18 protein-coding genes are annotated in these 22,160 nt (G+C 75.8%); 15 read left to right on the forward strand and 3 right to left on the reverse strand.

Translation table 11 applies throughout. The features are described from left to right. Positions 1-10: 10 nt before the first annotated feature. Both CNX65_RS15785 and CNX65_RS15790 read left to right on the forward strand, forming a co-directional pair. Positions 11-880: an SDR family oxidoreductase gene (locus tag CNX65_RS15785; RefSeq protein ID WP_096493852.1), complete on the forward strand. Its 870-nt coding sequence runs from the start codon at positions 11-13 to the stop codon at positions 878-880. Then, positions 877-1,776 (forward strand): TIGR03619 family F420-dependent LLM class oxidoreductase, encoded by a 900-nt coding sequence (locus tag CNX65_RS15790; RefSeq protein WP_096493854.1) that lies wholly within the window; start codon positions 877-879, stop codon positions 1,774-1,776. Before CNX65_RS15785 ends, CNX65_RS15790 begins: the two co-directional genes overlap by 4 nt. 403 nt (positions 1,777-2,179) lie before the next feature. Here the strand turns inward: CNX65_RS15790 and CNX65_RS15795 are convergent, their stop codons facing one another. Beyond that, positions 2,180-2,929 (reverse strand): ZIP family metal transporter, encoded by a 750-nt coding sequence (locus CNX65_RS15795; protein ID WP_096497805.1) that lies wholly within the window; start codon positions 2,927-2,929, stop codon positions 2,180-2,182. Between the two features lie 274 nt (positions 2,930-3,203). Between CNX65_RS15795 and CNX65_RS15800 the strand changes: the two genes are divergently transcribed. The 4 genes from CNX65_RS15800 to CNX65_RS15815 all read left to right on the forward strand — a co-directional run bounded on the left by CNX65_RS15800 (position 3,204) and on the right by CNX65_RS15815 (position 10,056). Beyond that, entirely contained in the window at positions 3,204-3,533 is a 330-nt protein-coding gene (locus tag CNX65_RS15800; RefSeq protein ID WP_096493856.1) for a type VII secretion target, read from the forward strand. After that, complete coding sequence (locus CNX65_RS15805; protein WP_232519854.1) at positions 3,530-4,105, forward strand: YbaB/EbfC family nucleoid-associated protein; 576 nt, start codon at positions 3,530-3,532, stop codon at positions 4,103-4,105. The genes CNX65_RS15800 and CNX65_RS15805 overlap by 4 nt, the downstream gene beginning before the upstream one ends. Next, positions 4,099-8,754: an RHS repeat-associated core domain-containing protein gene (locus CNX65_RS15810; protein ID WP_096493858.1), complete on the forward strand. Its 4,656-nt coding sequence runs from the start codon at positions 4,099-4,101 to the stop codon at positions 8,752-8,754. Before CNX65_RS15805 ends, CNX65_RS15810 begins: the two co-directional genes overlap by 7 nt. Positions 8,755-8,835: 81 nt before the next feature. Next, a complete protein-coding gene (locus CNX65_RS15815; protein WP_232519855.1) occupies positions 8,836-10,056 on the forward strand; it encodes a PP2C family protein-serine/threonine phosphatase in 1,221 nt (406 codons plus the stop codon). Between the two features lie 154 nt (positions 10,057-10,210). On the opposite strand, the gene CNX65_RS15820 is transcribed toward CNX65_RS15815, so the two are convergent. Next, a complete protein-coding gene (locus CNX65_RS15820; protein ID WP_232519856.1) occupies positions 10,211-11,101 on the reverse strand; it encodes a LysR family transcriptional regulator in 891 nt (296 codons plus the stop codon). An 84-nt stretch (positions 11,102-11,185) separates the two neighbouring features. Between CNX65_RS15820 and CNX65_RS15825 the strand changes: the two genes are divergently transcribed. The 7 genes from CNX65_RS15825 to CNX65_RS15855 all read left to right on the forward strand — a co-directional run bounded on the left by CNX65_RS15825 (position 11,186) and on the right by CNX65_RS15855 (position 19,327). Further along, positions 11,186-11,923: a siderophore-interacting protein gene (locus CNX65_RS15825; RefSeq protein WP_157767676.1), complete on the forward strand. Its 738-nt coding sequence runs from the start codon at positions 11,186-11,188 to the stop codon at positions 11,921-11,923. 250 nt (positions 11,924-12,173) lie between these two features. Next, on the forward strand, positions 12,174-12,434 hold the full coding sequence (locus CNX65_RS15830; RefSeq protein ID WP_096493866.1) for a phosphopantetheine-binding protein: 261 nt from the start codon (positions 12,174-12,176) through the stop codon (positions 12,432-12,434). Further along, complete coding sequence (locus tag CNX65_RS15835; protein WP_096493868.1) at positions 12,431-13,405, forward strand: 3-oxoacyl-ACP synthase III family protein; 975 nt, start codon at positions 12,431-12,433, stop codon at positions 13,403-13,405. The genes CNX65_RS15830 and CNX65_RS15835 overlap by 4 nt, the downstream gene beginning before the upstream one ends. A gap of 26 nt (positions 13,406-13,431) precedes the next feature. Beyond that, positions 13,432-14,766, forward strand: a complete 1,335-nt coding sequence (locus CNX65_RS15840; protein ID WP_096493870.1) for a cytochrome P450 — start codon at positions 13,432-13,434, stop codon at positions 14,764-14,766. After that, positions 14,763-15,806: a 3-oxoacyl-[acyl-carrier-protein] synthase III C-terminal domain-containing protein gene (locus tag CNX65_RS15845; RefSeq protein ID WP_096493872.1), complete on the forward strand. Its 1,044-nt coding sequence runs from the start codon at positions 14,763-14,765 to the stop codon at positions 15,804-15,806. Before CNX65_RS15840 ends, CNX65_RS15845 begins: the two co-directional genes overlap by 4 nt. Then, complete coding sequence (locus CNX65_RS15850) at positions 15,803-18,457, forward strand: aminotransferase class III-fold pyridoxal phosphate-dependent enzyme (protein ID WP_232519857.1); 2,655 nt, start codon at positions 15,803-15,805, stop codon at positions 18,455-18,457. The genes CNX65_RS15845 and CNX65_RS15850 overlap by 4 nt, the downstream gene beginning before the upstream one ends. 12 nt (positions 18,458-18,469) lie before the next feature. Beyond that, the gene (locus tag CNX65_RS15855) at positions 18,470-19,327 is read left to right on the forward strand and encodes an NAD(P)-binding domain-containing protein (protein WP_096493874.1); all 858 of its coding nucleotides are present in this window, start codon (positions 18,470-18,472) and stop codon (positions 19,325-19,327) included. A 22-nt stretch (positions 19,328-19,349) separates the two neighbouring features. Here the strand turns inward: CNX65_RS15855 and CNX65_RS15860 are convergent, their stop codons facing one another. Then, the gene (locus CNX65_RS15860) at positions 19,350-19,715 is read right to left on the reverse strand and encodes an MmcQ/YjbR family DNA-binding protein (RefSeq protein WP_096497807.1); all 366 of its coding nucleotides are present in this window, start codon (positions 19,713-19,715) and stop codon (positions 19,350-19,352) included. A gap of 361 nt (positions 19,716-20,076) precedes the next feature. Here CNX65_RS15860 and CNX65_RS15865 point away from each other — a divergent pair, with 361 nt between their 5' ends. Together CNX65_RS15865 and CNX65_RS15870 are read left to right on the forward strand one after the other, a co-directional pair. Next, on the forward strand, positions 20,077-20,814 hold the full coding sequence (locus tag CNX65_RS15865; RefSeq protein WP_096497808.1) for an SDR family oxidoreductase: 738 nt from the start codon (positions 20,077-20,079) through the stop codon (positions 20,812-20,814). Positions 20,815-21,086: 272 nt separating this feature from the next. Next, a complete protein-coding gene (locus CNX65_RS15870) occupies positions 21,087-22,130 on the forward strand; it encodes a ketoacyl-ACP synthase III family protein (RefSeq protein WP_177154593.1) in 1,044 nt (347 codons plus the stop codon). The last annotated feature ends 30 nt before the right edge of the window (positions 22,131-22,160 follow it).

Here is a 22,160-nt window from a genome sequence, read left to right on the forward strand (position 1 = left end):
GGAGTGGGACATGACCAAGACCCTGATCATCGGCGCGACGGGAACCGTGGGCGGCCTGGTGCTGCGCGAGGCCGTGCGCCGGGGCGTGGACGTGCGGGCGCTGGTGCGCGACCGGGCGCGGGCGGACCTGCCCGGCGCGGTCGAGCCCGTGCAGGGCGACCTCGCCGACCGCGAGGCCGTCCGAGCCGCGCTGCGCGGTGTCGACTCGGCGTTCTACGTGTCACCGCACGAGAGCAACGAGGTCGAGATCGCCACCCTCTTCGGCGAGGAGGCCCAGCGCGCGGGCGCCCGCCTGGTGTTCGGCGGCTTCCACGTCGAGGACGACGCCGCGCGCGAGGCCGCGAGCCGCGCGATCCCGGCCTACGCCCCGAAGCTCAGGCTGGCGGCGTTCCTGGCGCGCACGGACACCCGGCCCGCGATGTTCAGCCTCACCAACTTCGACCAGAACGACGAGGTCTTCCGCGCCGACATCGAGGCGGGCGTCTTCCCGACGCCGCTGCACCCCGGTGGCGTCAACCGGATCGACCTGCGCGACGCCGCCGAGGTGATCACCACCGCGCTGACCGACGCGGACTTCGCCGCGGGCTCCCACCAGCTCCTCGGGCCCGAGTCGCTCAACGGCGAGCAGAGCGCCCGGATCTGGGCCGAGGAGCTCGGCCGCGAGGTCGTCTACACCGGCGACGACCCCGAGTGGCGCCAGGCGTTCGCGCGCAGGCTGTCCGGCCGCAAGCTCGCGGACTGGATCCGCAGCTTCGAACTCCTGAGCTCCGCGCCGATCCCGACCGACCCCGCCGAGGTCGACACCATGACCGAGCTGCTCGGCCGCGCGCCCCGCACCCTGCGCGACTACGTGCGCGACTCCGTCGTGGGGGCGAGGTGAAAATCGGGTTCACGCTGCCCCAAGCCGGAAACGTCGCCTGGCAGGCCCCGCAGGCGGCGAGGTGCGCTCGCGAGCTCGAACAGCTGGGAGCCGACAGCCTCTGGGTGATCGACCGCCTGCTGTCCCCGGTCAACCCCACCGTCGGCCACAACGGCGGCGAGGGCTTCCCCGAGGAGTTCCGCGCCGTCCTGGACCCGTTCGTCCTGCTGGCCGTGGCCGCCACCGCGACCGAGCGGGTCCTCATCGGCAGCAACGTCCTCAACGCCCCCTGGTACCCGCCCGCGCTGCTCGCCCGCGCGCTCACCACGCTCGACGTGCTCAGCGGGGGCCGCCTGGCGCCCGGCTTCGGCGTCGGCTGGTCCCCGGACGAGTTCGAGGCGGTGAACGTCCCGATGTCCGAGCGCGGCTCCCGCCTGGACGAGACCCTGGACGTGCTCGACCAGCTGTGGACGGCGGATCCCGCCGAACACCGGGGAAAGCACTGGACCCTCCCCGCCACCCGCGCCGCCCTGAAGCCGACCCGCCGCCCGCCGGTCTACCTGGCGGCGTTCGCGCCCGCGGCCATGCGCCGCGTCGCGACCCGCGCGGACGGCTGGCTCCCGGCACTGGTCCCGCCCCGCAGCACGGACATCGAGGCGGCGGTGACCAAGCCCTGGGCGCTGATCCGCGCCATGGCGGCGGAAGCGGGCCGCGACCCGGACGAGCTGGACGTGATCCTGCGCGTCTACCCGTCGGTCCGCTCCGACACCGCCGTGGCGGAGGTGGTCGAGCTGATCAAGCGCGTGGAGGCGGAGTCCGAGGTCCGCCACGTCCTGGTGGACCTGATGCACCTCGCCGACGACGTCGACCGGGTGCTCGACCTGGCCGCGACGGTGCTGTCGAGCGCGCGGGGGTAGCCGGAGAAGGGGGCAGGCCGATCAGGCGCGGCGACGTCCCCTGCGCGGGGAAGGCGCTGTTCACGCCGGAGCGGATCGCCGGGGTGGATCGCCGGGGTGTGGCGCGGTGGGCGCCACCAGCCAGTCGTCGGGGATGGGCCTGGACGAGGAGGACCCGCAGTTCTTTGACACGGGGCTGACCGTGGTGGAGTCCCGCGCGCTGACGAGCGCGAACCGCCGAGGTCCGGGTGGACGGCCCTCCCGCCGGTCACCCGCGCCTCGTCGTCCACCGCGACCGCTCTGATCACCCCTGGGACAGTTCCCCGGAAGAGGCGGAAAGCGTTGCCATGCGCAGATCGCGCCTCTGCGGAACTGCTCGAGGTCGTCGCTCGGCCCGGCGGAGCGTGATCGACCGCGTCGGAGGTCAGAGCCGGGACAGGGCGAAGGCGGTCAGGAACCCCGCGACGGTGATCAAGCCGCTCCACAGCCTGGCGTCCTCGAACGCCTCGGGGATCATCGTGTCGGCCACCATCGCGAGGATCGCCCCGCCCGCCAGCGCGGTGATCCCGGCCAGCACCTGCGGTGAGGCGCCGCCCAGCACCCCGTGGCCGAGCATCGCGGCCAGAGCGCTGATCAGCGCGATCCCGCCCCACAGCGCGAACACGTACCGGGGACCGCGCCCGGCCCTGCGCATCCCGGAGGCGCTCGACAAGCCCTCCGGGACGTTGCTGATGAACACCGCCGCCACCGTGGCCGCGCTCACCGACCCGCCGCCGAGCAGGCTCGTGCCGATCACGATCGACTCCGGCACCCCGTCCAGCAGCGCGCCCAGCGCGATCGCCCCGCCGGACCCGGCCTGCTCGTCCTCCGAGGGCTGCTGCCCGCCCGAGCGCTTGCGGTGCCGGGCCCCGCGCCCGGCCAGCACCACGTTGGCCAGCGTGTAGACCACCGCGCCCACCGCCGTCCCCGCCGCGGTCGCGGCCAACCCGCCCCGCTCGTGCGCCTCGGCGACCAGCTCGAACGACACCGCCGACAGCAGCACCCCGCTGCCGAAGGCCATCACCCCGGCCACCACCGCCGCCGGGACCCGCGCCAGGTACCCGACCAGCGCCCCCAGCAGCAGCGCCGACCCGGCCAGCAACCCCCACCCGCCCGCCACCCACAACCCCGGCACCGGCGCCACCCCCTCGTTAAGCCGACCCGAGCGACTACCCGATCCACCGCCGCCGAAACCATCCCCATCCCTCCACAGTGGACTGAAAGCGCTTGCCTGAAACCCGTGGGAAAATGCCCGTATTCGCTGCCGGCAAGAATATTTCCCATCACCCCCCGATCTTGTTCCCCCGCCGAACACCGCTACAGTCGCCCACCACATCAGCACGCAGCGCGCGGACCACCACGGGGGAACGAGGTGGCGCGCGCCGTTTCCAGTTCAGGGGTGGAAGATCGTGACAGGCGGGTACGACGTCGCTCCGGAGGAGCTCCGGGCGCACGGAAGTCATCTGGACGGCCTGGTCGACAGGTTGCGCACGGCGGTCGACGCGGCTCGCATCGCGAGCATGTCCGACGACTCGTACGGGCTGCTGTGCTCGTTCCTGCCCGCGGTCGTGGACCCGGTGGAGCGGAGCGCGGCCGACGCGCTGGACGCGGCGGTCGAGGGCGTCACGACGACGGCCGACAACGTGCGCACCACCGCGCGCGACTACGACGAGCAGGAGAGCGCCCACGCCGACGCCTTCCAGGGCATCGAGCGCACCTCCCTGGGCGGTGGCGCGTGAGCGGGGACCCGACGAGGTTGTCCGCCGGGCTGGTCGGCGGGGCGGAGGACGCCGAGGCGCGGATCGCCGCGTGGGCGCGGGAGGCGCAGGCCAAGGCCGAGCGGTACCGGCAGGTCGGCGAGACCGCCCAGGAGCTGCGGCTGACCGCGACCAGCCGGGACGGCGCGGTCCGGGTGACCGTGCGGCCGGACGGCGTGGTCACCGACCTGGTGCTCGGGGAGCGCTCGCGCGCCCTCCCGCCGGACGGCCTGTCGGCGCTCGTGCTCGACACGATGCGCCGCGCCCAGGCGGGCATCGCCGACCAGGTCTGCGAGGTGGTGGACGCCGGGCTCGGCGACGAGGCCCCGGAGACCCGCTCGATGCTGGTGGAGGAGCTGCGGACGCGCTTCCCCGCCGTGGAGGACGACGAGCCCGACCCGTACGAGGACGAGGACGACCTCTCGCGCGCGCCTCGGGACGACGACGAGGACGTCCCGCCCCGACCGGCCGCGAACCCGCCCGGCGCGTCCCCGCCCCTGGCGCCCCGTCCGGGGCGGGCGCAGGCTGACGACGAGGGGAACGAGCCGTGGTGAACCCGCTGGTGGCCCCGCCGAAGGACTCCACCACCGCCTACTCCGGCATCCACCTCGCCGAGAGCGGCGTCGAGCTGCGCAAGGCCATCGAGAGCGGCGACTGGGCGTCCGCCGCGCTCGGCGCCGTCGACGTCGCCCTCAGCGCGCTCGGCGCGGCGCTGGACCCGTTCGGCGCGATCCTCGCCGCTGGCGTCGGCTGGCTGCTGGAGCACGTCGGCCCGCTCAAGGACGCGCTGGACGCCCTCGCGGGCAACCCGGACGAGATCACCGCGCACGCCGACACCTGGCAGAACGTCGCCACCGAGCTGGCCGCGGTGTCCGGCGACCTGTCCGCGATGGTCATCGCGGACACGGCGGGCTGGACCGGCGAGGCCGGTGACGCCTACCGGCAGCGGGCCACCGACCTGGCCGCGCTGATCAGCGCCGCCGAGCACGGCGCGGCGGGCGCGTCGAGCGGGGTCAGGACGGCGGGCGAGGTCGTCGCCGCCGTGCGCACCACGGTGCGCGACGTCATCGCCGAGGTGGTCGGCCACCTGATCAGCTGGGCGCTGCAGGTGCTGCTCACCCTCGGCATCGGCCTGCTCTGGGTGGTGCCGCAGGTGGTCGCGCGGGTCGCCCAGACCGTCGCGCTGATCGCCAAGCTGACCAGCCGCGTGGTCAAGGCCCTCAAGGCGCTGGCCCCGCTGCTCAAGCGGGCCGGTTCGGTCTTCGACGAGGCCGCGGGCGCGCTGCGCAGGATCAAGCCCGGCAAGGGCGGCCCCAAGCCGAAGCCGAACGACCCGCCGCCGCCGGTCAACCGCAGCGACAAGCCGGGCGGCGACGGCACGACGTCGACCTCGGGGGCGGGAGGTGGTGGGCCGAACCGGAGCGACGGGCCGCCGCCGACCTCGCGCGGCGGCGACGGGCCCGGCAGCGGCGGCGCCACGTCGACCTCCGGAGCGGGAGGCGGACCGAGGCCCGGAGGCGGCAACGGCGGCAGGCCGGGTGGCGGGAACAACGGGAGAGGCGGGAACAACGGCAGCGGCGGCAGCGGCGGGCCGACCGGCAACCGGGGCGGCGACACCGGCCCCTCCTCCACCAGGGGCAACCCGAACAAGCCCGACAACCCGCGCGACACCTCGCAGAGGCCCGACGACCGCACCTGCAAGAGCGACCCGGTCGACGTCGCCAGCGGCGAGGTCGTCCTGGAGCAGCACGACCTCCGGCTCGGCGCGCTCGCGCTCACCCGCACCCACGTGTCGAGCTACCGCGCGGGCCACTGGTTCGGCGTCTCCTGGTCGTCCACAGTGGACCAGAGGCTGGAGGTGGACGACGAGCACGTCTGCTACTTCCCGCCCGACGGCACGATCCTGGTCTACCCGCGCGGCGACGGCCCGCAGCTGCCCCTGGAGGGCGCGCGCTGGCCGCTCACCCGCGACGGCGACGCGTACACCCTCGTCACCGACGACGCCGTGCTCGAGTTCTCCGGCGCCGGCCGCGTGATCCCGCTGCGCGCCTTCGAGGGCGAGCAGCGCGTCGAGGTGTTCTACGACGACTCCGGCGCGCCGAGCCTGCTGCGCCGGGACGACGGGGTGCGCGTCGCGCTGCGCGCCCTGCGGGGCCGCGTGGTCGAGATCGCCGTGCCCGGCGACGGCCAGCCCGACGTCCCGGTGCTGCGCTTCGACTACGGCCCCGAGGGGCACCTGGTCGCGGTGACCAACTCCTCCGGCCGGTCGCGGCGGTTCGAGCACGACGGGGCCGGTCGCCTCACCTCCTGGCAGGACCGCAACGACGTCCGCTACCGGTACGCCTACGACGAGCTCGGCCGGTGCGCGCGCACCACCGGCGACGGCGGTTTCCTCAACGGCTCCTTCGAGTACGGCGACCACGTCACGCGGCACACCGACTCGCTCGGCAACGTCACCGAGTTCCACCTCAACGGCGCGCGCCAGGTCGTGCGCGAGGTCGACCCGCTGGGCGGTGTGACGCTGTCCGAGTGGGACCGCCACGACCGGCTGCTCTCCCGCACCGACCCGCTGGGCCGCACCACCGGCTACGGCTACGACGAGGACGGCGCGCTCACCGAGGTGCGCAGGCCCGACGGCTCCACCCTGCTGTTCCAGGGCGAGGTGGGCGCCGCCGCCACGGTCACCGTCCACGGCGCGGAGCGCACCTGGCGCCGCACCTACGAGGACGGCGCGCCGGACCCGCGCACCACCCCGGTCGGCGTGGCCACGCCGATCTCGGCCGCGGGCGGCCCGGTCGGCGAGCCCGAGCCCGAGGGCGTGGAGCGCGACCAGTTCGGCAGGCCCAGGACCGCGCCCGGCGCGGGCGGGCGGGTCGCGCTCGGCTGGACCGTCGAGGGCCGCCCCGCCTCGCGGGTCGGGCCGGGCGGGGAGCGCGCCTCCTGGCGCTACGACGGGGAGGGCAACGAGGTCGAGCACGTCGACGAGCTCGGCCGCGCCACCCGCCGCGAGCACGGGCCGTTCGACCTGCTGACGGCGGTCACCGACCCGTCCGGCGCGCGCACGGCGTACGGCTACGACACCGAGCTGCGCCTGACCTCGGTGACCAACGCCCACGGCCGCACCTGGACCTTCCTGCGCGACCAGCTCGGCCGCGTGCGGGCGCAGACCGACTACGCGGGCCGCACCCACTCCTACGGCTACGACGCGGCCGGTCAGCTGGTCCGCGCCACCGACCCGGCCGGGCTCGTGACCACCTACCACCACGACGCGATCGGCAACCTGGTGCAGGTGCGCGCCCCGGAGGGCGTCACCACCTACCGGTACGACCCGGTGGGCAACCTGGTGCGGGCGGAGAACGCCGAGTCCACCGTGGAGTTCGAGCGGGACGAGTGGGGCCGCGTCGTGCGGGAGACCGTGGACGGGCGCAGCGTGCTGTTCGAGTACTCCGACTCGGACCACGTCGTGCGCCGCACGCCCGGCGGCGTCGAGAGCGCCTGGTTCTTCGACGACCTGGACCGCCCGGTCGGTCTCGTCGCCGGGGCCCGCGCGGTGGTGTACCGCCACGACGAGCGCTCCCGCGTGGTCAGCCGCGACGACGGAGCCGCGCGGCTCGACCAGGGCTTCGACGGCGGCGGCGCGCTCACCCGGCAGACCGTCACCACCGGCGGGGTCCCGGTGCTGCGGCGCTCGTTCGACCACCGCGCGGACGGGGCGCTCGCGACGCTGCACGACGACGCCACCGGCATCACCTCGCTGGCGCGCGACGCGGCGGGGCGGGTCGTCGGGGTCGTCTCGCCGCAGGGGCGCGAGGAGCACCGCTACGACGTCGGCGGCGCGCTGCTCCCGCCCGCCGGGTTCGCGGCCGAGGAGGACGCGCGCGGCAGGCGCGTCGCCCAGCGCGCCGGGGCGTTCGCGCTCACCTGCACCTGGTCCGGCGACCGCCTCGTCGCGGTGGCGACGCCGGACGGCGCGGTGTGGCGCTACCGCTACGACCCGCTCGGCAGGCGCACCGCCAAGACCAGGCACGGCGCGGACGGGTCCACCGCCACAACGCTCTACACCTGGGACGGGACCACCCTCGTCGAGGAGGCCGCGCCGGGCCGCACCACCACCTGGGACCACCTGCCGGGCACGAGCACGCCGGTCGTGCAGCGCGAGCAGGACGAGCGGGGGGCGCGGTTCCGCACGTTCGTCACCGACGCGATCGGCACGCCGACCGACCTGCTGGACGAGCGGGGCGCCCCGGTGTGGAGCAGCAGGCGCACCGCGCACGGCAGGGAGCTGACGCCCGCGCCGTCACCGCTGCGCTTCCCCGGCCAGTACGCGGACGCCGAGACCGGCTTGCACTACAACGTGTTCCGCTACTACGACCCGGTGACCGCGCGCTACCTGAGCCAGGACCCGCTGGGGCTGGAACCGGGGCCGGACCCCTACGCGTACGTGCTCGACCCGTACGCGGAGTTCGACGCGCTGGGGTTGATGAACTGCGGCACCACCTCGTCGTCCTCGGCGGGCGGCACGGGCGGCAAGGCCCCGCAGCCGCCCGGCGGCGGGCACAACGCGGGCAACACCGGCGGCAGCTCGACCAAGCCCGCGCCGCCGCCGGTGCCGCCGAGGGACAAGAAGCCGAAGCTGGACAAGCCCGCCCCGCCGCCGAGGCCGACCAGGCCGAAGCCGGACATGTCGCGGCCCCAGGGCAACCAGGGGCCGTCGAACAACGGCGGTCCGTCGAACAGCTCGCCCGGCGGCCGGCCGGGAACCTCGGGCAACCCGTCGCCGACCCCGCCGCCCGGCAGGGACGGCTTCGCCCCGCCCCGCCCCGGCGCGGGCCGCAGGGTGGAGGGCGAGTTCTCCTACAACCCCCCGCCGCAGCGGATCGGCGGCAGCCGCTTCGACCACGTGACCCCCATGCAGGAGCACGTCTTCCGGGGCGCGATCGACAACAAGATCGCGGACTGGCGCGCGAACGGGCTGATGGACAAGCCGATCGACATCGGCGTCTACTACCCGAAGGGCTCCGACAAGCTCAAGCTCAACGGCGACGGCCACCACAGCTTCGCCGCCGCGGTGGAGAGCGGGCGTCCGATCAACCTCCAGCTGATCAAGCAGCCCGGTTTCGGGATGCCCAACTCGCAGAGCAGCTGGCTGGACACCACCGAACTGCCGGGCAACCCGCCGGGGAAGGGGAAGTGGGTGCCCTAGCCCGACCCGACAGCGGCGGCGGGTCCCCGGACCCGCCGCCGCCCCGCCCGGCGCGGGGGAGCGATCGCTTACCCTTCCGGGGTGCGGGAAGAGGACGCGGTCTGGCAGGTGGCGCTCACCGAGGTGCTCAACCGCGCGCACCTGGCCACCCCCGACCAGGTCGCGGACATCGTGGACCTGGCGGTGGCGCCGCTGGCGATGGCGGTGGAGCTCTACCTGGTCGACCTGGGCCAGCGCGAACTGCGCCCCGTCCGCCGGGCGGGGGAGCCCGCGCTGTCGGTGCAGGCCACCGCGGCCGGGCGCGCGTTCGCCCGCTTGGAGATCGTCGTGGCGGCCGAGGACGGCGCGGCGGTGCTGTGGGTGCCGGTGCTCGACGGCACCGAACGCCTGGGCGCGGCCCGGATGGCGCTGCCCGCGGGCGCCGACCCGCACGACCCGGCCCTGCGCGAGCGCTGCTGGACGCTGGCCGGTCTGATCGCGCACCTGGTGGTGGGCAAGCAGGCCTACGGCGACCTGTTCCACCGCGTGCGCCGCACCAAGCCCCTGTCGGTGGCCTCCGAACTCCTGTGGCAGCTGCTCCCGCCGACCGCGTTCGCCTGCGACCGGGCCGTGATCGCCGCGGCGATGGAGCCGTACGACCGGGTCGGCGGCGACGGCTACGACTACGCGGTCGACGACGGCCTCGCCCACGTCGCGATCTTCGACGCGATGGGCCACGACCTGCCGGCCGGGCTGATCACCTCCCTGGCGCTGGCCGCCACCCGCAACGCCCGCCGCGCCGGAGCCGACCTGGTGGCCGCCGCCGCTCTGGCCGACGAGACGATCACCGCGCACCGCCGGAGCGGAACGCTGGTCTACGCCACCGCGTTCCTGGCGAGCCTGGACCTGGACAGCGGCAGGCTGGACTACCTCAACGCCGGGCACCCGCCGCCCGTGGTGCTGCGCCAGGGCAGGGGCGTGCGCCTGCTGGACGAGCCCGGCCGCACCCCGCTGGGGCTGGCGGACTTCCAGCAGGCCGCGCCACCGGTGCTGCACGAGCAGCTCCAGCCCGGCGACCGGGTGCTGTTCTACAGCGACGGCGTCGTGGAGGCCCGCGACGCCGCGGGGACCACGTTCGGCCTGGACCGCCTGGTCGACCTGACCGAACGCCACGAGCACGCCGGCCTGCCCGCCCCGGAGACCCTGCGCCGCGTGGTGCGCGCGGTGCTCGACCACCAGGGCGGCGAGCTGCAGGACGACGCGACCCTGCTGATGCTGGAGTGGACCACCACCGACCAGGCCAGGATGCTCCCGGCCCTGTGACGGTCGTCGCCGGTCGGGCGCGCCCGCCCAGGACGGGGTGGCCTCGGCGGTGGTCCGGTCGGCGAGCGGGGAGAGCGCCTTCGCGGTGGGGGAGCGGGGTTCCGCGGTGTGGCCGACCGGGGGCCGGGGGTGGCCTGGCGCGCCGGGGACCCGGTCAACAACGCCTGACCTCCCTGGCGCACTCGACCAGGGCGCGCACCACGGGCAGGTCCGCGTCCCGCGTGCGCCAGACGGCCACGTCGGCCAGCCGGACGTCCAGGTCGGCGATCGGGAGCCACACCACCGACGTGACCGGGGTGACGAGGGCCGCCGTCCGCCGCGCGAGGAGCGTGACGCCGTCGCCGATCGCCACCAGGGCCAGGAGCACCTCCAGGTCGGCGACCTCCGTGATCGCGCCCAGGTCGACGTTCCGCGCGGCGGCGGCGAGCTGGGCGTGCAGGCGGGGGTCGACCTCGCGCGGGCCGAGGACGATCCGCTCACCCGCCAGGTCGCGCAGTCGGACCTCCGCGCGCGAGGCCAGCGGGTGGTCGAGCGCGACCAGCAGGCCGAGGTGGTCGCTGGTCAGCTCCAGGCAGGACAGGTCGGCGGCGTCGGGCGGGTGCGACCCGCAGGCGAGTGCGATCGTCCCGTCGCGCAGGGCGGCCCACTGCTCGGCGCCGCCCATCGGCACGAGCTGGAGGGCGACGCGCGGGGCGCGCCTGCGGAACGCGGCCATGAGCGAGGCCAGCGCGCCGGTGAAGGTGGCGCCCTGCTCGAAGCCGATGGCCACGGCGCCCCGCCTGCCCCGCGCGACGTCCCTGACCTCCTCGACGGCCGCGTCGACGCCCGCCAGCACCCCGCGCGCCCGCTCCGCGAACACCTTCCCGGCGGCGGTGAGGCGGACCCCGCGCCCGGCCTGCTCGAACAGCGCGACGCCCAGCTCCTCCTGGAGGTCCTTCATCTGGCGGCTCAGCGGCGGCTGGGAGAGGTGCAGCCGCTCGGCGGCCCTGCGGAAGCTCTGCTCCTCGGCGATCGCCACGAAGTAGCGCAGGTGCCTCAGCTCCACGGGAACAACCGATGCTTCAAAGGTCTCACAAACCCGCATCCTATGTCTTGGACAGATCAATCCGGGGCTCATAGCGTCGTTCCCATGACGACCACGGCCCACGGGCGCTTCACGTCGCTGCTCCTCGACCTCGCGACGCACGAGGCCGAGGTCGCCCGCGCCGAGGAGGTGGGCGCCGGGCTGCGGCTGGTGTCGATCGCGGGCGACGGGCTGCGGAAAGCGGCTTGGGCGCCCGGTGACGTGGTGCAGGTCGTCGTCGTGGGGGAGGCGCTGCTCGGGCCGTGGGAGGTCCGCTGCTACACGCCGCTGGCGCTCGACCCGGCGACGGGGACGGCCGAAATCCTGTGGCACGTCCACGGCAACGGGCCCGGTTCCCACTGGGCGGCGTCGGCGGTCGAGGGCACGCCCTGCAGGGTGGTGGGGCCGCGCCGGGACGTCCGGCTGCCCGCGTCGCGCGGGCCGCTGGTCCTCTTCGGGGACGAGACGTCGTTCAGCACGGCCGTCGCGGCTCACCGGGCGCGTGACGTGCGGGTCGTCCTGGAGGTGGGCTCGGTCGAGGAGTCGCGCGCCGTGCTCGGCCGGTTCGGGCTGCTCGACGTCGCGCTCGTGGCCAGGGAACCGGGTGACGCCCACCTGGCCGAGGTCGAGCGCGCGGTGCTGGCCGCCCAGCGGTCCGGCCCGGACGCCACCCCCGTGCTGACCGGCAAGGCCTCGTCGGTCCAGCGCCTGCACCGGGCGCTCCGGGGCGCGGGCGTCCAGGGGCGGCGGATCGGCAGCGTCCCCTACTGGGCGCCCGGCAAGAAGGGCCTCAAGGGGCACTAGGCGGGCGGGCGGCTGCCGCCCACGCATCCTCGCACCACCGGCCTCACCTGGTCAGGTGAGATCGGGGGCCGGCGCGGCACCCGGAGCAGCACGGGCTTGGGCCATCGGGATGGCGGCGCTCGTACGTCCGGCTGTTCGCGGGCCCTCGGGCTTCCGGCGGCCCGGCGCGCGCCCCAACACTTCCGCTCAGCCGCCGCCCCACCAGCCTCCCCGACCGGCGGCGCGGGAACCCGGCGGAACGGAGACACCCATGTCGCCCGCGGAACTCGAGGACGTCCTGACCCGAGTCGTCCACCCCGACGACCCCGACCGCCGGGTGCTGCTCCCCGACGAGCTGCTCGACACCCCGCTCGACGACCTCGACGTCGACTCGCTGTCCAGGGCCGAGATGGTCGCCGTCCTCGGCGACACCTACCGCATCGACATCAGCGACGAGCAGGCCGCCGCGCTCGACACCCCGCGCGCGGTGCTGGAGTTCGTCTCCGCCCGCGCCACACCGGGCGGGCCGTGAGCCCGCGGGCGTGCCGGGTGCTGGCCACCGGCGCGCACCGGCCCGCGCCCGTCGACTCCGGCGAGGTCGCCACCCGGCTCGGGCGCCCCCGCGAGTGGGTCGTGGAGCGCACCGGGATCGAGACCCGGTGCGTGGCCTCGGCTCGCGAGTCGGTCGAGACCATGGCCGTGCTCGCCGCGACCGACGCGCTCGCCGCCGCGGGCACGCCCGCGAGCGCGGTGGACGTGCTCGTCGTCGCCACCTCCACCAACCCCCGGCCGTGCCCTGCGGTCGCGCCGAGGGTGGCCGCCGCGCTGGGCCTGCGGGCGCCCGCGTTCGACGTCAACGTGGCCTGCGCCGGGTTCTGCTACGCCCTGCACCTGGCCCGCTCCCTCATCGCGTCCGGGGACTGCGCGACGGCGCTGGTGGTCGGAGCCGACCGGATGCTCGACATCGTCGACCCCGACGACCCCGGCACCGCGCCGGTGTTCGCGGACGGGGCGGGCGCGCTGCTGATCACCGCGACGGACGGCCCGCCGGGGGTGGGGCCGGTGGTGTGGGGCTCGGAGGGCGACCGGGCGGCGGCGCTGGAGGTGCGGCCCGCGCTGCTCGGCGAACCGGCCGGGCCCACCCGGCCCGCGCTGCGCATGGACGGGCTCGCGGTCATCCGCTGGGCCTGCGCCACCGTGCCCGACGCGGTGCGCCGCATCCTCGCCGCCACCGGCCTCGGCTGGGACGACGTCGGCGCGCTCGTGCCGCACCAGGCCAACTGGAAGCTCATCGAGCGCGTCACCGCCCGGCTCGACCCGCCCGCGCACGTCGTGGTCGCCGACGACGTGCGCGCCACCGGCAACACCAGCGCCGCGTCCGTGCCGCTGGCCCTGGACCGGCTCGTCGCCGACGGGCGGGTCCGGGCGGGCGACTGGGCCGTGCTGATCGGCTTCGGCGCCGGCCTGGCCTACGCGGGCCAGGCCGTCCGCATCCCCGGCTGACCCCGCCCCCAGGAGGGACCGCAGCGATGACCATGACCGGGATCGACGCGCACGCCCCGCGCGGCGCGCCACCGCCGGGACCACGCCTGCCGTGGCCGGTGCAGACCGCCCTCTACACCCGCCGCGACCGCTGGGCCCGCCGCCTGCGCGCCAAGTACGGCGACGTCGTCGCGCTCGACATCTGGCCGTGGCGCGCCGTGGTCTTCCTCTACGACCCCGCCCACGTCCAGGCGATGACCGGCTCCCCGCCGTCCCGCTTCCACGGCGGCGAGGGCAACCTGCCGCTCAAGCCCGTCATGGGCGAGCACTCGCTGCTCAGCGTCGACGGCGACGAGCACCGGCGGGCGCGGGCCCTGCTGTCGCCGCTGTTCACCAAGCCCGCCGTGCGCGGCTACCGGGACGCCGTCCGCGAGCTCGCCGAGCACGAGATCGCCACCTGGCCCGTCGGCTCGCCGTTCCCCAGCTACCCGAGGGTGCGGCGACTCGCCCTGCGGGTGATCTCGCGCGTGGTGCTCGGCGCGGACGACGACCCGCGCCTGACCCGGCTGCGCGAGCTGTTCGACGTGCTCCCCGCCGTGGACATTCCCGTCCTGCTCGGGCTGCCCAGCCCGGTCCTGCGCCGCTGGGGGCGGTGGCGCCGGGCCGCGCTGACCCTGGCCCGCCTCGACGCGCTCGTCCACGCCATCACCGCCGACCGCCGCGCCGACCCCCGGCTGGCCGAGCGGACCGACCTGCTCTCCCGGCTGCTCGTCGCGGCCGGGCCGGGGGCGCTGAGCCCGCAGGAGCTGCGCGACCACGTCGTCACCCTCGTCATCGCGGGCTACGAGACCACCGCCAGCACCCTGGCCTGGGCGCTGCACGAGCTGGCCCGCCACCCCGCCGCGGCCCGCGCCGCCGCGCTGGCCGCCGCGTCCGGCGACACCGACCACCTGGAGGCGGTGGTCAAGGAGACGCTGCGGCGGCACCCCCCGATCTCCGAGCTGCCGTGGACGCTCACCGAGGACGTCGAGCTGGCCGGGTACCGGCTGCCCAGGGGCGCCACGCTCATGCCGGTCATCGGCGTGGTGCACAACGACCCCGCGCACCACCGCGACCCGAGCGCGTTCCGGCCCGAGCGGTTCCTGGAGCAGGGGGCGGTGCCCGCGCACACCTGGATGCCGTTCGGCAACGGCGTCCGGCGCTGCGTGGGGGCGAACCTGGCGGTGCTGGAGGCGGTGGAGGTGCTCCGGGTCCTGCTCGCCCGCCACGCGCTGACCGCCGACCGGCGCCGCCCCGAGCGCCCAGCCTCCCGGCTGGTCACCAGCGCCCCCGCGCGCGGCGCCCGGATCGTCCTCACCCCGACCGGCGGGGGCGCGCGGTGAGGCTGCGGGCGGTCGCCGCCGAACTGCCCTCGCGCGAGGTCGGCAACGCCGACGTCGTCGCGCTGATCGCCGAGCACAGCGCCGACTCCTTCACCGGGGACCTGGACGCCCTGCTGCGCCGGGTCGACACCTACCTGCGGCACACCGGCTCGCGCACCCGCCGCTGGCTCGACACCGGCGAGCGGCCCGTCGACCTGCTGCGCGCCGCCGCCCGCACCGCGCTGCGCCGGGCCGCGCTGGAACCGGCCCAGGTGGACCTGCTGGTGTACACCGGGGTCGGCCGGGGCTTCCTGGAACCGGCGGGCGCCTACCACGCCGCCGCCGCCCTCGGCGCGGACCGCGCGCACTGCTTCGACCTGCTCGACGCGTGCATGAGCTGGACCAGGGCCGTCCAGGTGGTCGAGTCGCTGTTCCTGGCGGGCCACCACCGGACGGCGCTGGTCGTCAACGCCGAGTTCAGCATGAGACCCGGCGGGGCCGTGGTGCCCGGCGCGTTCCGGCTGCCGCGGGCGAAGGCGCTGGCGTCCACGTTCGCCGCCTGCACCCTCGGCGAGGCCGCCACCGCGACCGTGCTCACCGCCGAGGACGGCGAGCCGTGGCGGTTCAGCTTCCGCTCGCGCCCGGACCTCGCGCCGCTGTGCAACGTCACCCTGCACAACTACCGGGACTTCTGCGACCCCACCGGCAAGGAGGCCCGCAACGGGGTCGGCGTGTTCACCTCCTTCGGGCTGGAGATGCACGCGCGCGGCCGGGACGAGGCGCTGGCCGCGCTCGCCGCGCTGGACGTGCCGCCCGAGCGGGTGGACGCGCTGTTCACGCACGCCTCCAGCAGCAGCTACTGGCAGGGCCTGGCGGACGAGGCGGGCCTGGGCCCGGTGGCGCACCACGTCTACCCGCGCACCGGCAACGTCGTGTCCGCCTCGGTGCCCACCGCGATGGCCTCGGGGATCGAGGCGGGCCTGCTCACGCCGGGGCAGCGCGCGGTCGGCTGGGTCGGCAGCGCCGGGATGTCCTTCGGCGCCTTCACCTTCGTGCTGTGAGATCGGAGGCGGTCGTGCTCGCACACCTCGCCAGAGCGGTCGCGGCCCTCGCGCTGGAGGCCGCCCGCCACCTGCTCCTGCCCTGGCTGCGCGACCGCGGCCGGGGCCGGGGCGGTCCCGACGGGCAGCGGCGCAGGGCGCGGGCCGCGCTGGCGTTCCTGGTGCGCATGGGGCCGATCTACATCAAGCTCGGCCAGATCGCCGCCACCCGCTCCGACCTGCTGCCCCCGGAGTGGACCGACACCCTGCGGGCCCTGCAGGACCGCGCCCCGCACATGCCGCCCGGCCCCACCCGCCGCGCGCTGGAGCGCGAGCTCGGCGGCAGGCTCGACGAGGTGTTCCGCGACCTCGACCCGCGCCCCATCGCCAGCGCCTCCGTCGCCCAGGTGCACGTCGCGCACCTGCACGACGGCCGCAAGGTCGCCGTCAAGCTGGTCAAGGACGGGGTGCCCGAGGAGATCCTGCGCAGCCTGCGCGCGCTCGGCTCGCTCGTGCGCGCCGCCCACCTGCTCGTGCCGCGCCTGCGCCACCTGGACCTGCCGCACCGCTTCGACGAGGTCGCCCGCCTGCTGCTGCCGCAGGCCGACATGCGCCGCGAGGCCCGCCAGCAGCAGCGGGTGCGCGCCGACTTCGCCGGGCACCCGCACGTGCGCGTGCCCGAGGTGGTGCCGGAGCTGGTGACCGCGCGGGTGCTCGTGATGGAGCACGTCGACGGCATCCCCGGCCGCGACGCGCACCTGGTCGACCTGCCGCGCGCCCAGCTCGCCCGCCGCCTGCAGGACGCCGTCTACACCATGCTGTACATGCACGGCCTCAGCCACGGCGACCCGCACCCCGGCAACGTGCTGTTCACCCCGTCCGGCGAGCTGGTGCTGCTCGACTACGGCGTCACCGCCGAGCTGACCGAGGACGAGAAGTGGGGCCTGTCCTCGTTCTACTACGCCTGCACCCGCAAGGAGTGGGCGCTCGCCGTCGACCGCTTCACCCGGCACTTCGTGCACGTCGGCCCCGACCTCGCGGCCCGGCGCGCCGGGTACGAGCGGCGGATGGCCGAGGTGCTGCGCCACCACTTCGACACCAGCGCCAGCCGGTGGTCCACCGTCGCGTACTTCGCCGACGTCAACGAGGTGCTGCGCGCGCACGGCTGCCGGTACACCACCACGTTCACCAAGGTCGAGCTGGTGTTCCTGTCCTGCGAGGGCTTCGCGGGCCAGATCGACCCGGACATCGACATCTGGGCGAACGCGCGCAGGTTCACCGACCGCTACTCGCCCTACACGAGCGCCGAGGTGGAGGAGCGGTTCGCCGAGGACTTCGCGGTGCGCGCGCCCACCTCGCTGCGGCTGCGCGAGCGCGCCCGCTCCACGCTGGTGGCCCCGACGCACGTGGACCGGTACTTCTTCCCCAGCGCGTTCCCGGTGTTCGTGCGGGAGGCGTCGGGCGGGCGGGTGCGGGACTTCGACGGCAACGAGTACGTCGACCTGTGCGGCGGCTACGGGCCGCACCTGCTGGGGTACGGGCACCCGGACGTGGTCGCCGCGGTCACCGAGGGCGTGCGGCGCGGGCAGGTCAACGGGGTGGGGAACCTGCCCGAGGTGGAGCTGGCCGAGCTGCTGGTGGACGCGCTGCCCGGCGCGGAGCGGGCGGTGCTGTGCAACTCCGGGTCGGAGGCGGTGCTGCTGGCGGTCCGGATGTGCCGGGGGGCGCGCGGGCGCGCCAAGGTCGCCAAGTTCGAGGGCCACTACCACGGGCTCACCGACCAGGGCCTGGTCAGCTCGTGGTTCCGCTTCGCGGGCGAGCGCGACCGGCCCGAACCGGTCGCGGGCTCGCACGGCGCCGACCCCGCCGCCGTCGCGGGCACGCTGGTGCTCCAGTACGGCGACGTCCCCGGCCTGGAGCGGCTGCGCGAGCACGCGGACGAGCTGGCCTGCGTGCTGCTGGAGCCGATGCCCACCTCGGTGGTCGCGCTCGACGCGCCGTTCCTGGTGGCGCTGCGCCGGGTGTGCGACGAGACCGGCGTGCCGCTGGTGTTCGACGAGGTGGTCAGCGGGTTCCGGGTCGCCTACGGCGGGGTGCAGTCGGTGGTGGGGGTGCGGCCGGACCTGACCTGCCTGGGCAAGGTGATCGGCGGCGGGCTGCCGTGCGGGGCGGTGGTGGGGCGGGCCGGGCTGGTCGACGTCGCCAGGAGCACCCGCGACCCGTTCCAGGACTACGAGCGCAAGGTCTTCGCGGGCGGCACGCTCAGCGGCAACTCGCTCAGCTGCGCCGCCGGGGCGGCCGTGCTGCGGCGGCTGCGCGCCGACCCGGACGTCTACGCGCGCCTGGAGGCCGGGACCGATCGGCTCGCGGGGGCGCTGCGCGAGGCCGCGGGGCAGCGCGGGATCGCCTGCCGGGTCTCGGCGCGCGGCTCGATCTTCTCGCTGACCTTCAGCCACCGCCCGGCGCGGCTGTACCGGGACCGGCTGACCGGCAGCGACTTCAAGGCCACGATCGCGCTGGCGTACTACATGCGCAGGCACGGGGTGCACCTGCCGGAGCTGCACGCGTTCCTGATCAGCGCCGCGCACACCGCCGAGGACCTGGAGCTGGTGGCCGCCGCGTTCGCCGAGAGCTTGGACGAGATGACCGTGGACGGGTTCTTCACCGCGTGAGGGGTGGTTGTCGTGGCCGGGTGCGACGTGCTGGTCGTCGGGTGCGGGCTGATGGGGTCCGCGCTGGTCCGGGCGTTCGCGGGCGCGGGGCGTTCGGTGGTGGCGTGGAACCGGACCCCCGAGCGGGCGCTCGCGCTCGCGGGGGAGCGGGTGGCGGCGGCGCGGGACGTGGCCGGGGCGGTGGCGCCGCTGGTGGTGGCCTGCACGTCGACCTGCCAGGCCGCGCTGGAGGCGCTGGAGGCGGTGCGGGACTGGCGGGGGCGCACGCTGGTCACCCTGTCCAGCGGCACGCCCGGCGACGCCGAGGCCGCGCGCGACTGGGTCGTCGACCGGGGCGGGGAGCACCTGGACGGGGTGGTCCTGTGCTACCCGCAGGAGATCGGCTCACCCGACGCGGTGATCCTCTACGCGGGCCCGTCCGGGACGTGGGCCGCGCACGGCCCGGTGCTGGGCGCGCTCGCGGGTGCGTCGCGGCACGTCGCCGAGGAGGTCGGGACGGCCAAGCTGCTGGACGCCGGGATGACCGGCGCGTTCTACGTCAGCGCGCTCGTCGCGCACGCGGAGGCCGTCGGGCACCTGCTGGACCGGGGGGCGCCCCCGGACGTGCTGCGCGCGCTGACCGCCGTCGCGCTCGACGTCCTGCGGCGGGCGTCGGACGAGGTCGTCACGGCGCTCGCGAACGGCGAGCACACCACCGACCAGGCCACGATCACCACCTTCGCCGAGGGCGCCCGCGCCGCGCTGACCGCGCTGCGCGCCACCGGCAGCCCGGCCCACCTGCTGACCGCCGCCGCGCACCGCCTGGACGCCGCCGTCGCCGAGGGCAGGGGCGGCCTGGGCGTCTCGGCCCTGGGCCTGCCTCCCCGCTGACGGCTCCGCCCGCTGACCGCGCCTACCCCAGCACCGGCGGCGCCAACGCCCAGTCCGGCTCCTGCTCCACCAGCTGCTCGGGCGCCGACAGCCGCCACGCCTCGTACAGCAGCTCGGCCAGCTCGTCCGCCTCGACCCCGTCCAACCGCACCACCACCCACCCGAACCCGGCGATGGCGTACTGCGGCTCGAACACGTCCGGCCGCTCCGCCACGAGCGCGAGCTGCTCGCTGAGCAGCTGCTTGAGCCCGACCGTCTCGGTGCGCGGCCAGTGGTAGGCGAACTTCACCCCCCGCACCTCGAACGCGCTGTACTCCCGCCGATCCAGCCGCTGGACCTCGGCCAACCGCCCCACGAGGGAGAAGAACCCCTCCGACCCCACCGCCACCACGACCCCCTGAGTTGTGGTGGCAGTGTAGGAGGGGGCACCGACAGAACCCGGCCGGCCGCGCCCACCCGGCACCGGCCAGGCGGGGGACCGGTCCACCGCGCGCCTGCGTTCCCGCCCAACCGGGAGGACCGTCCACAGCGGAGTCGGGCAGCCGGGGCGGCGCGGCCTCGCGGGGCGCCGGACCGGTCCGCGCGGCCTCCCGGCCGATGTCCTTCCGTGGCCACGACCGCCACGGGCCAGTCGCTACCGCTGCCCCCGCTCCGCGCGCTGTGCCAGTGTCCCCACGGGTCGGCCCCGCAACGGGGAACGCGCTGGGAGACGAGGTGCGGTGGTGGGTGGATCGGCACGCTTGGCCCTGGTGACCGGGGCGAGCCGGGGGATCGGCAGGGCCGTGGCGGAGCGGCTCGGGGCGGGGGGAGCTGCTGTCGCGGTGCACTACCGCGCGGACCGCGACGCGGCCTCGGAGGTCGTCGCGCGGATCGAGGCCGCGGGCGGGGTCGCCCGCGCCTTCGCCGCCGACCTCGCCGAGCTGCCGGGCGTCACCGCGCTCGCCGACGAGGTCCGGGCGTGGGCCCGCGACCGGTTCGGCCGCGACGCGGTCGACGTGCTGGTGAACAACGCGGGCATCGGTTGCCCCGGCGACATCGCCGCGCTCGCGCCCGAGCGGTTCGACCTGGCGTTCGCGGTGAACGTCCGCGCCCCGGTGTTCCTGGTGCAGCGGCTGCTGCCCGCGCTGGGCGAGGGCGCGCGGATCGTCAACGTCTCCTCGCTCGCGACCAGGGCCGCGCACCCGCGCATCCTCGGCTACGCCATGAGCAAGGGCGCCCTGGACGTGTTCGGCCGCGCACTGGCCGACCAGCTCGGCGCGCGCGGCGTCACCGTGAACACGGTCGCGCCCGGCCTGATCGACACCGACTTCCACGGCGACCGGTTCCGGGGCGACCTGGCCGCCGCCGGGCAGGCCGCGGCGCAGGCCGCGCTGGGGCGGATCGGGGAGCCCGCCGACGTCGCCGACGTCATCGCGTTCCTCGTCTCGCCAGGAGCCCGGTGGGTGACGGGGGAGCGGGTCGAGATCTCGGGCGGCACCCGCCTGTGACCCGCCCCGGCGCGACCGGCGCCCGCTGAACGGGCGGTGCGGTCGCGCCCGCGAGCGCCCCCGCCCGCCGTGTGGACAGCCCGCCCGCCGTGCGGACAGCCCGGCCGCCGTGTGGACAGCCCGGCCGCCGTGTGGACAGCCCGCCCGCCGCCCGCCCCGCCGAGGTCCAGGGCGCCGCGCGGAACCGGACCGCGCCGACCACCCGCCCCGACCACCCGCCCCGACCGCCCGCGCCCCTGCCCGCCGCCCCGCGACCACGAGGAGCACCACCCATGCGCCTGACCGACATCCACCTCGACGCGATCGGCGCCCGGCTCGGCCGCCCGCTCGACCTCGCGGACGCGGTCGCGGACGGCCGCTACGCCGAGGACGAGCACACCGCGAACGGACTCCTGGGCGTGGTGGTCGCCGACGACGGCCAGTACGCGCCGGACATGGCGGTGGAGGCGGTGCGGGCGGCCATGTCCCACTCCTCGACCACCCCCGAGGACATCCGGCTCATCCTGCACGCGAGCGTCTACTTCCAGGGCCAGGACATGTGGACCCCGGCCACTTACATCCAGCAGCGCACCATCGGCGGCTCCGCGCCGTCCGTGGACGTGGACCAGAAGTCCAACGGCGGCATGGCCGCCCTCGCCCTCGCCGCGGGCTACCTGTCGGCGTGCGACCACGACGCGGCCGTGCTGATCACCACCTGCGACCGGTTCTGCCTGCCGGGGTGGGACCGGTTCCGCAGCGAGTCCGGCACCGTCCTCGGGGACGGGGCCACCGCCACCGTGCTGACCCGGCGCCCCGGCTTCGCGCGCCTGCTCTCCGTCGCGATGACCGCCGACCCGACGCTGGAGGAGATGTACCGGGGCGACGGCCTGCGCGCCGAGGCCGCGCCCACCGACCGGCCGCTGAACCTGCGCTCCCGCAAGCAGAGGTACATGCGCAAGCACCTGCGCGAGCTGGACGCCATCTCGCGCCGCATCGCGGGCGGCGTCGTCACCGCCATGACCACCGCGCTCGACGAGGCCGGGGTCGGGCTGGCCGACGTCAAGCGCGTCGTGCTGCCCAACATCGGCAAGACCGTGCACTGGTGGACCCTGCTGGCCGAGCTGGGCGTGACCGAGGAGCGCACCACGTGGGACTTCGGCCGCACCATCGGCCACCTCGGCGCGGGCGACCAGTTCGCCGCGCTGCACCACCTGGTCCGGCGCGGCGAGCTGGAACCGGGCGACCGGGTGCTGCTGGCGGGCAGCGGCCACGGCTTCAACTGGGCGGGAGCGGTCCTCGAGGTGAGCGAGGCCCCCGACTGGGGCAGCGAGGACTGACCGCCGGGCAACCACTCCACCGACCCCCAG

Origin of the sequence: Actinosynnema pretiosum (assembly GCF_002354875.1) — a bacterium.
GTDB lineage: Bacteria > Actinomycetota > Actinomycetes > Mycobacteriales > Pseudonocardiaceae > Actinosynnema > Actinosynnema auranticum.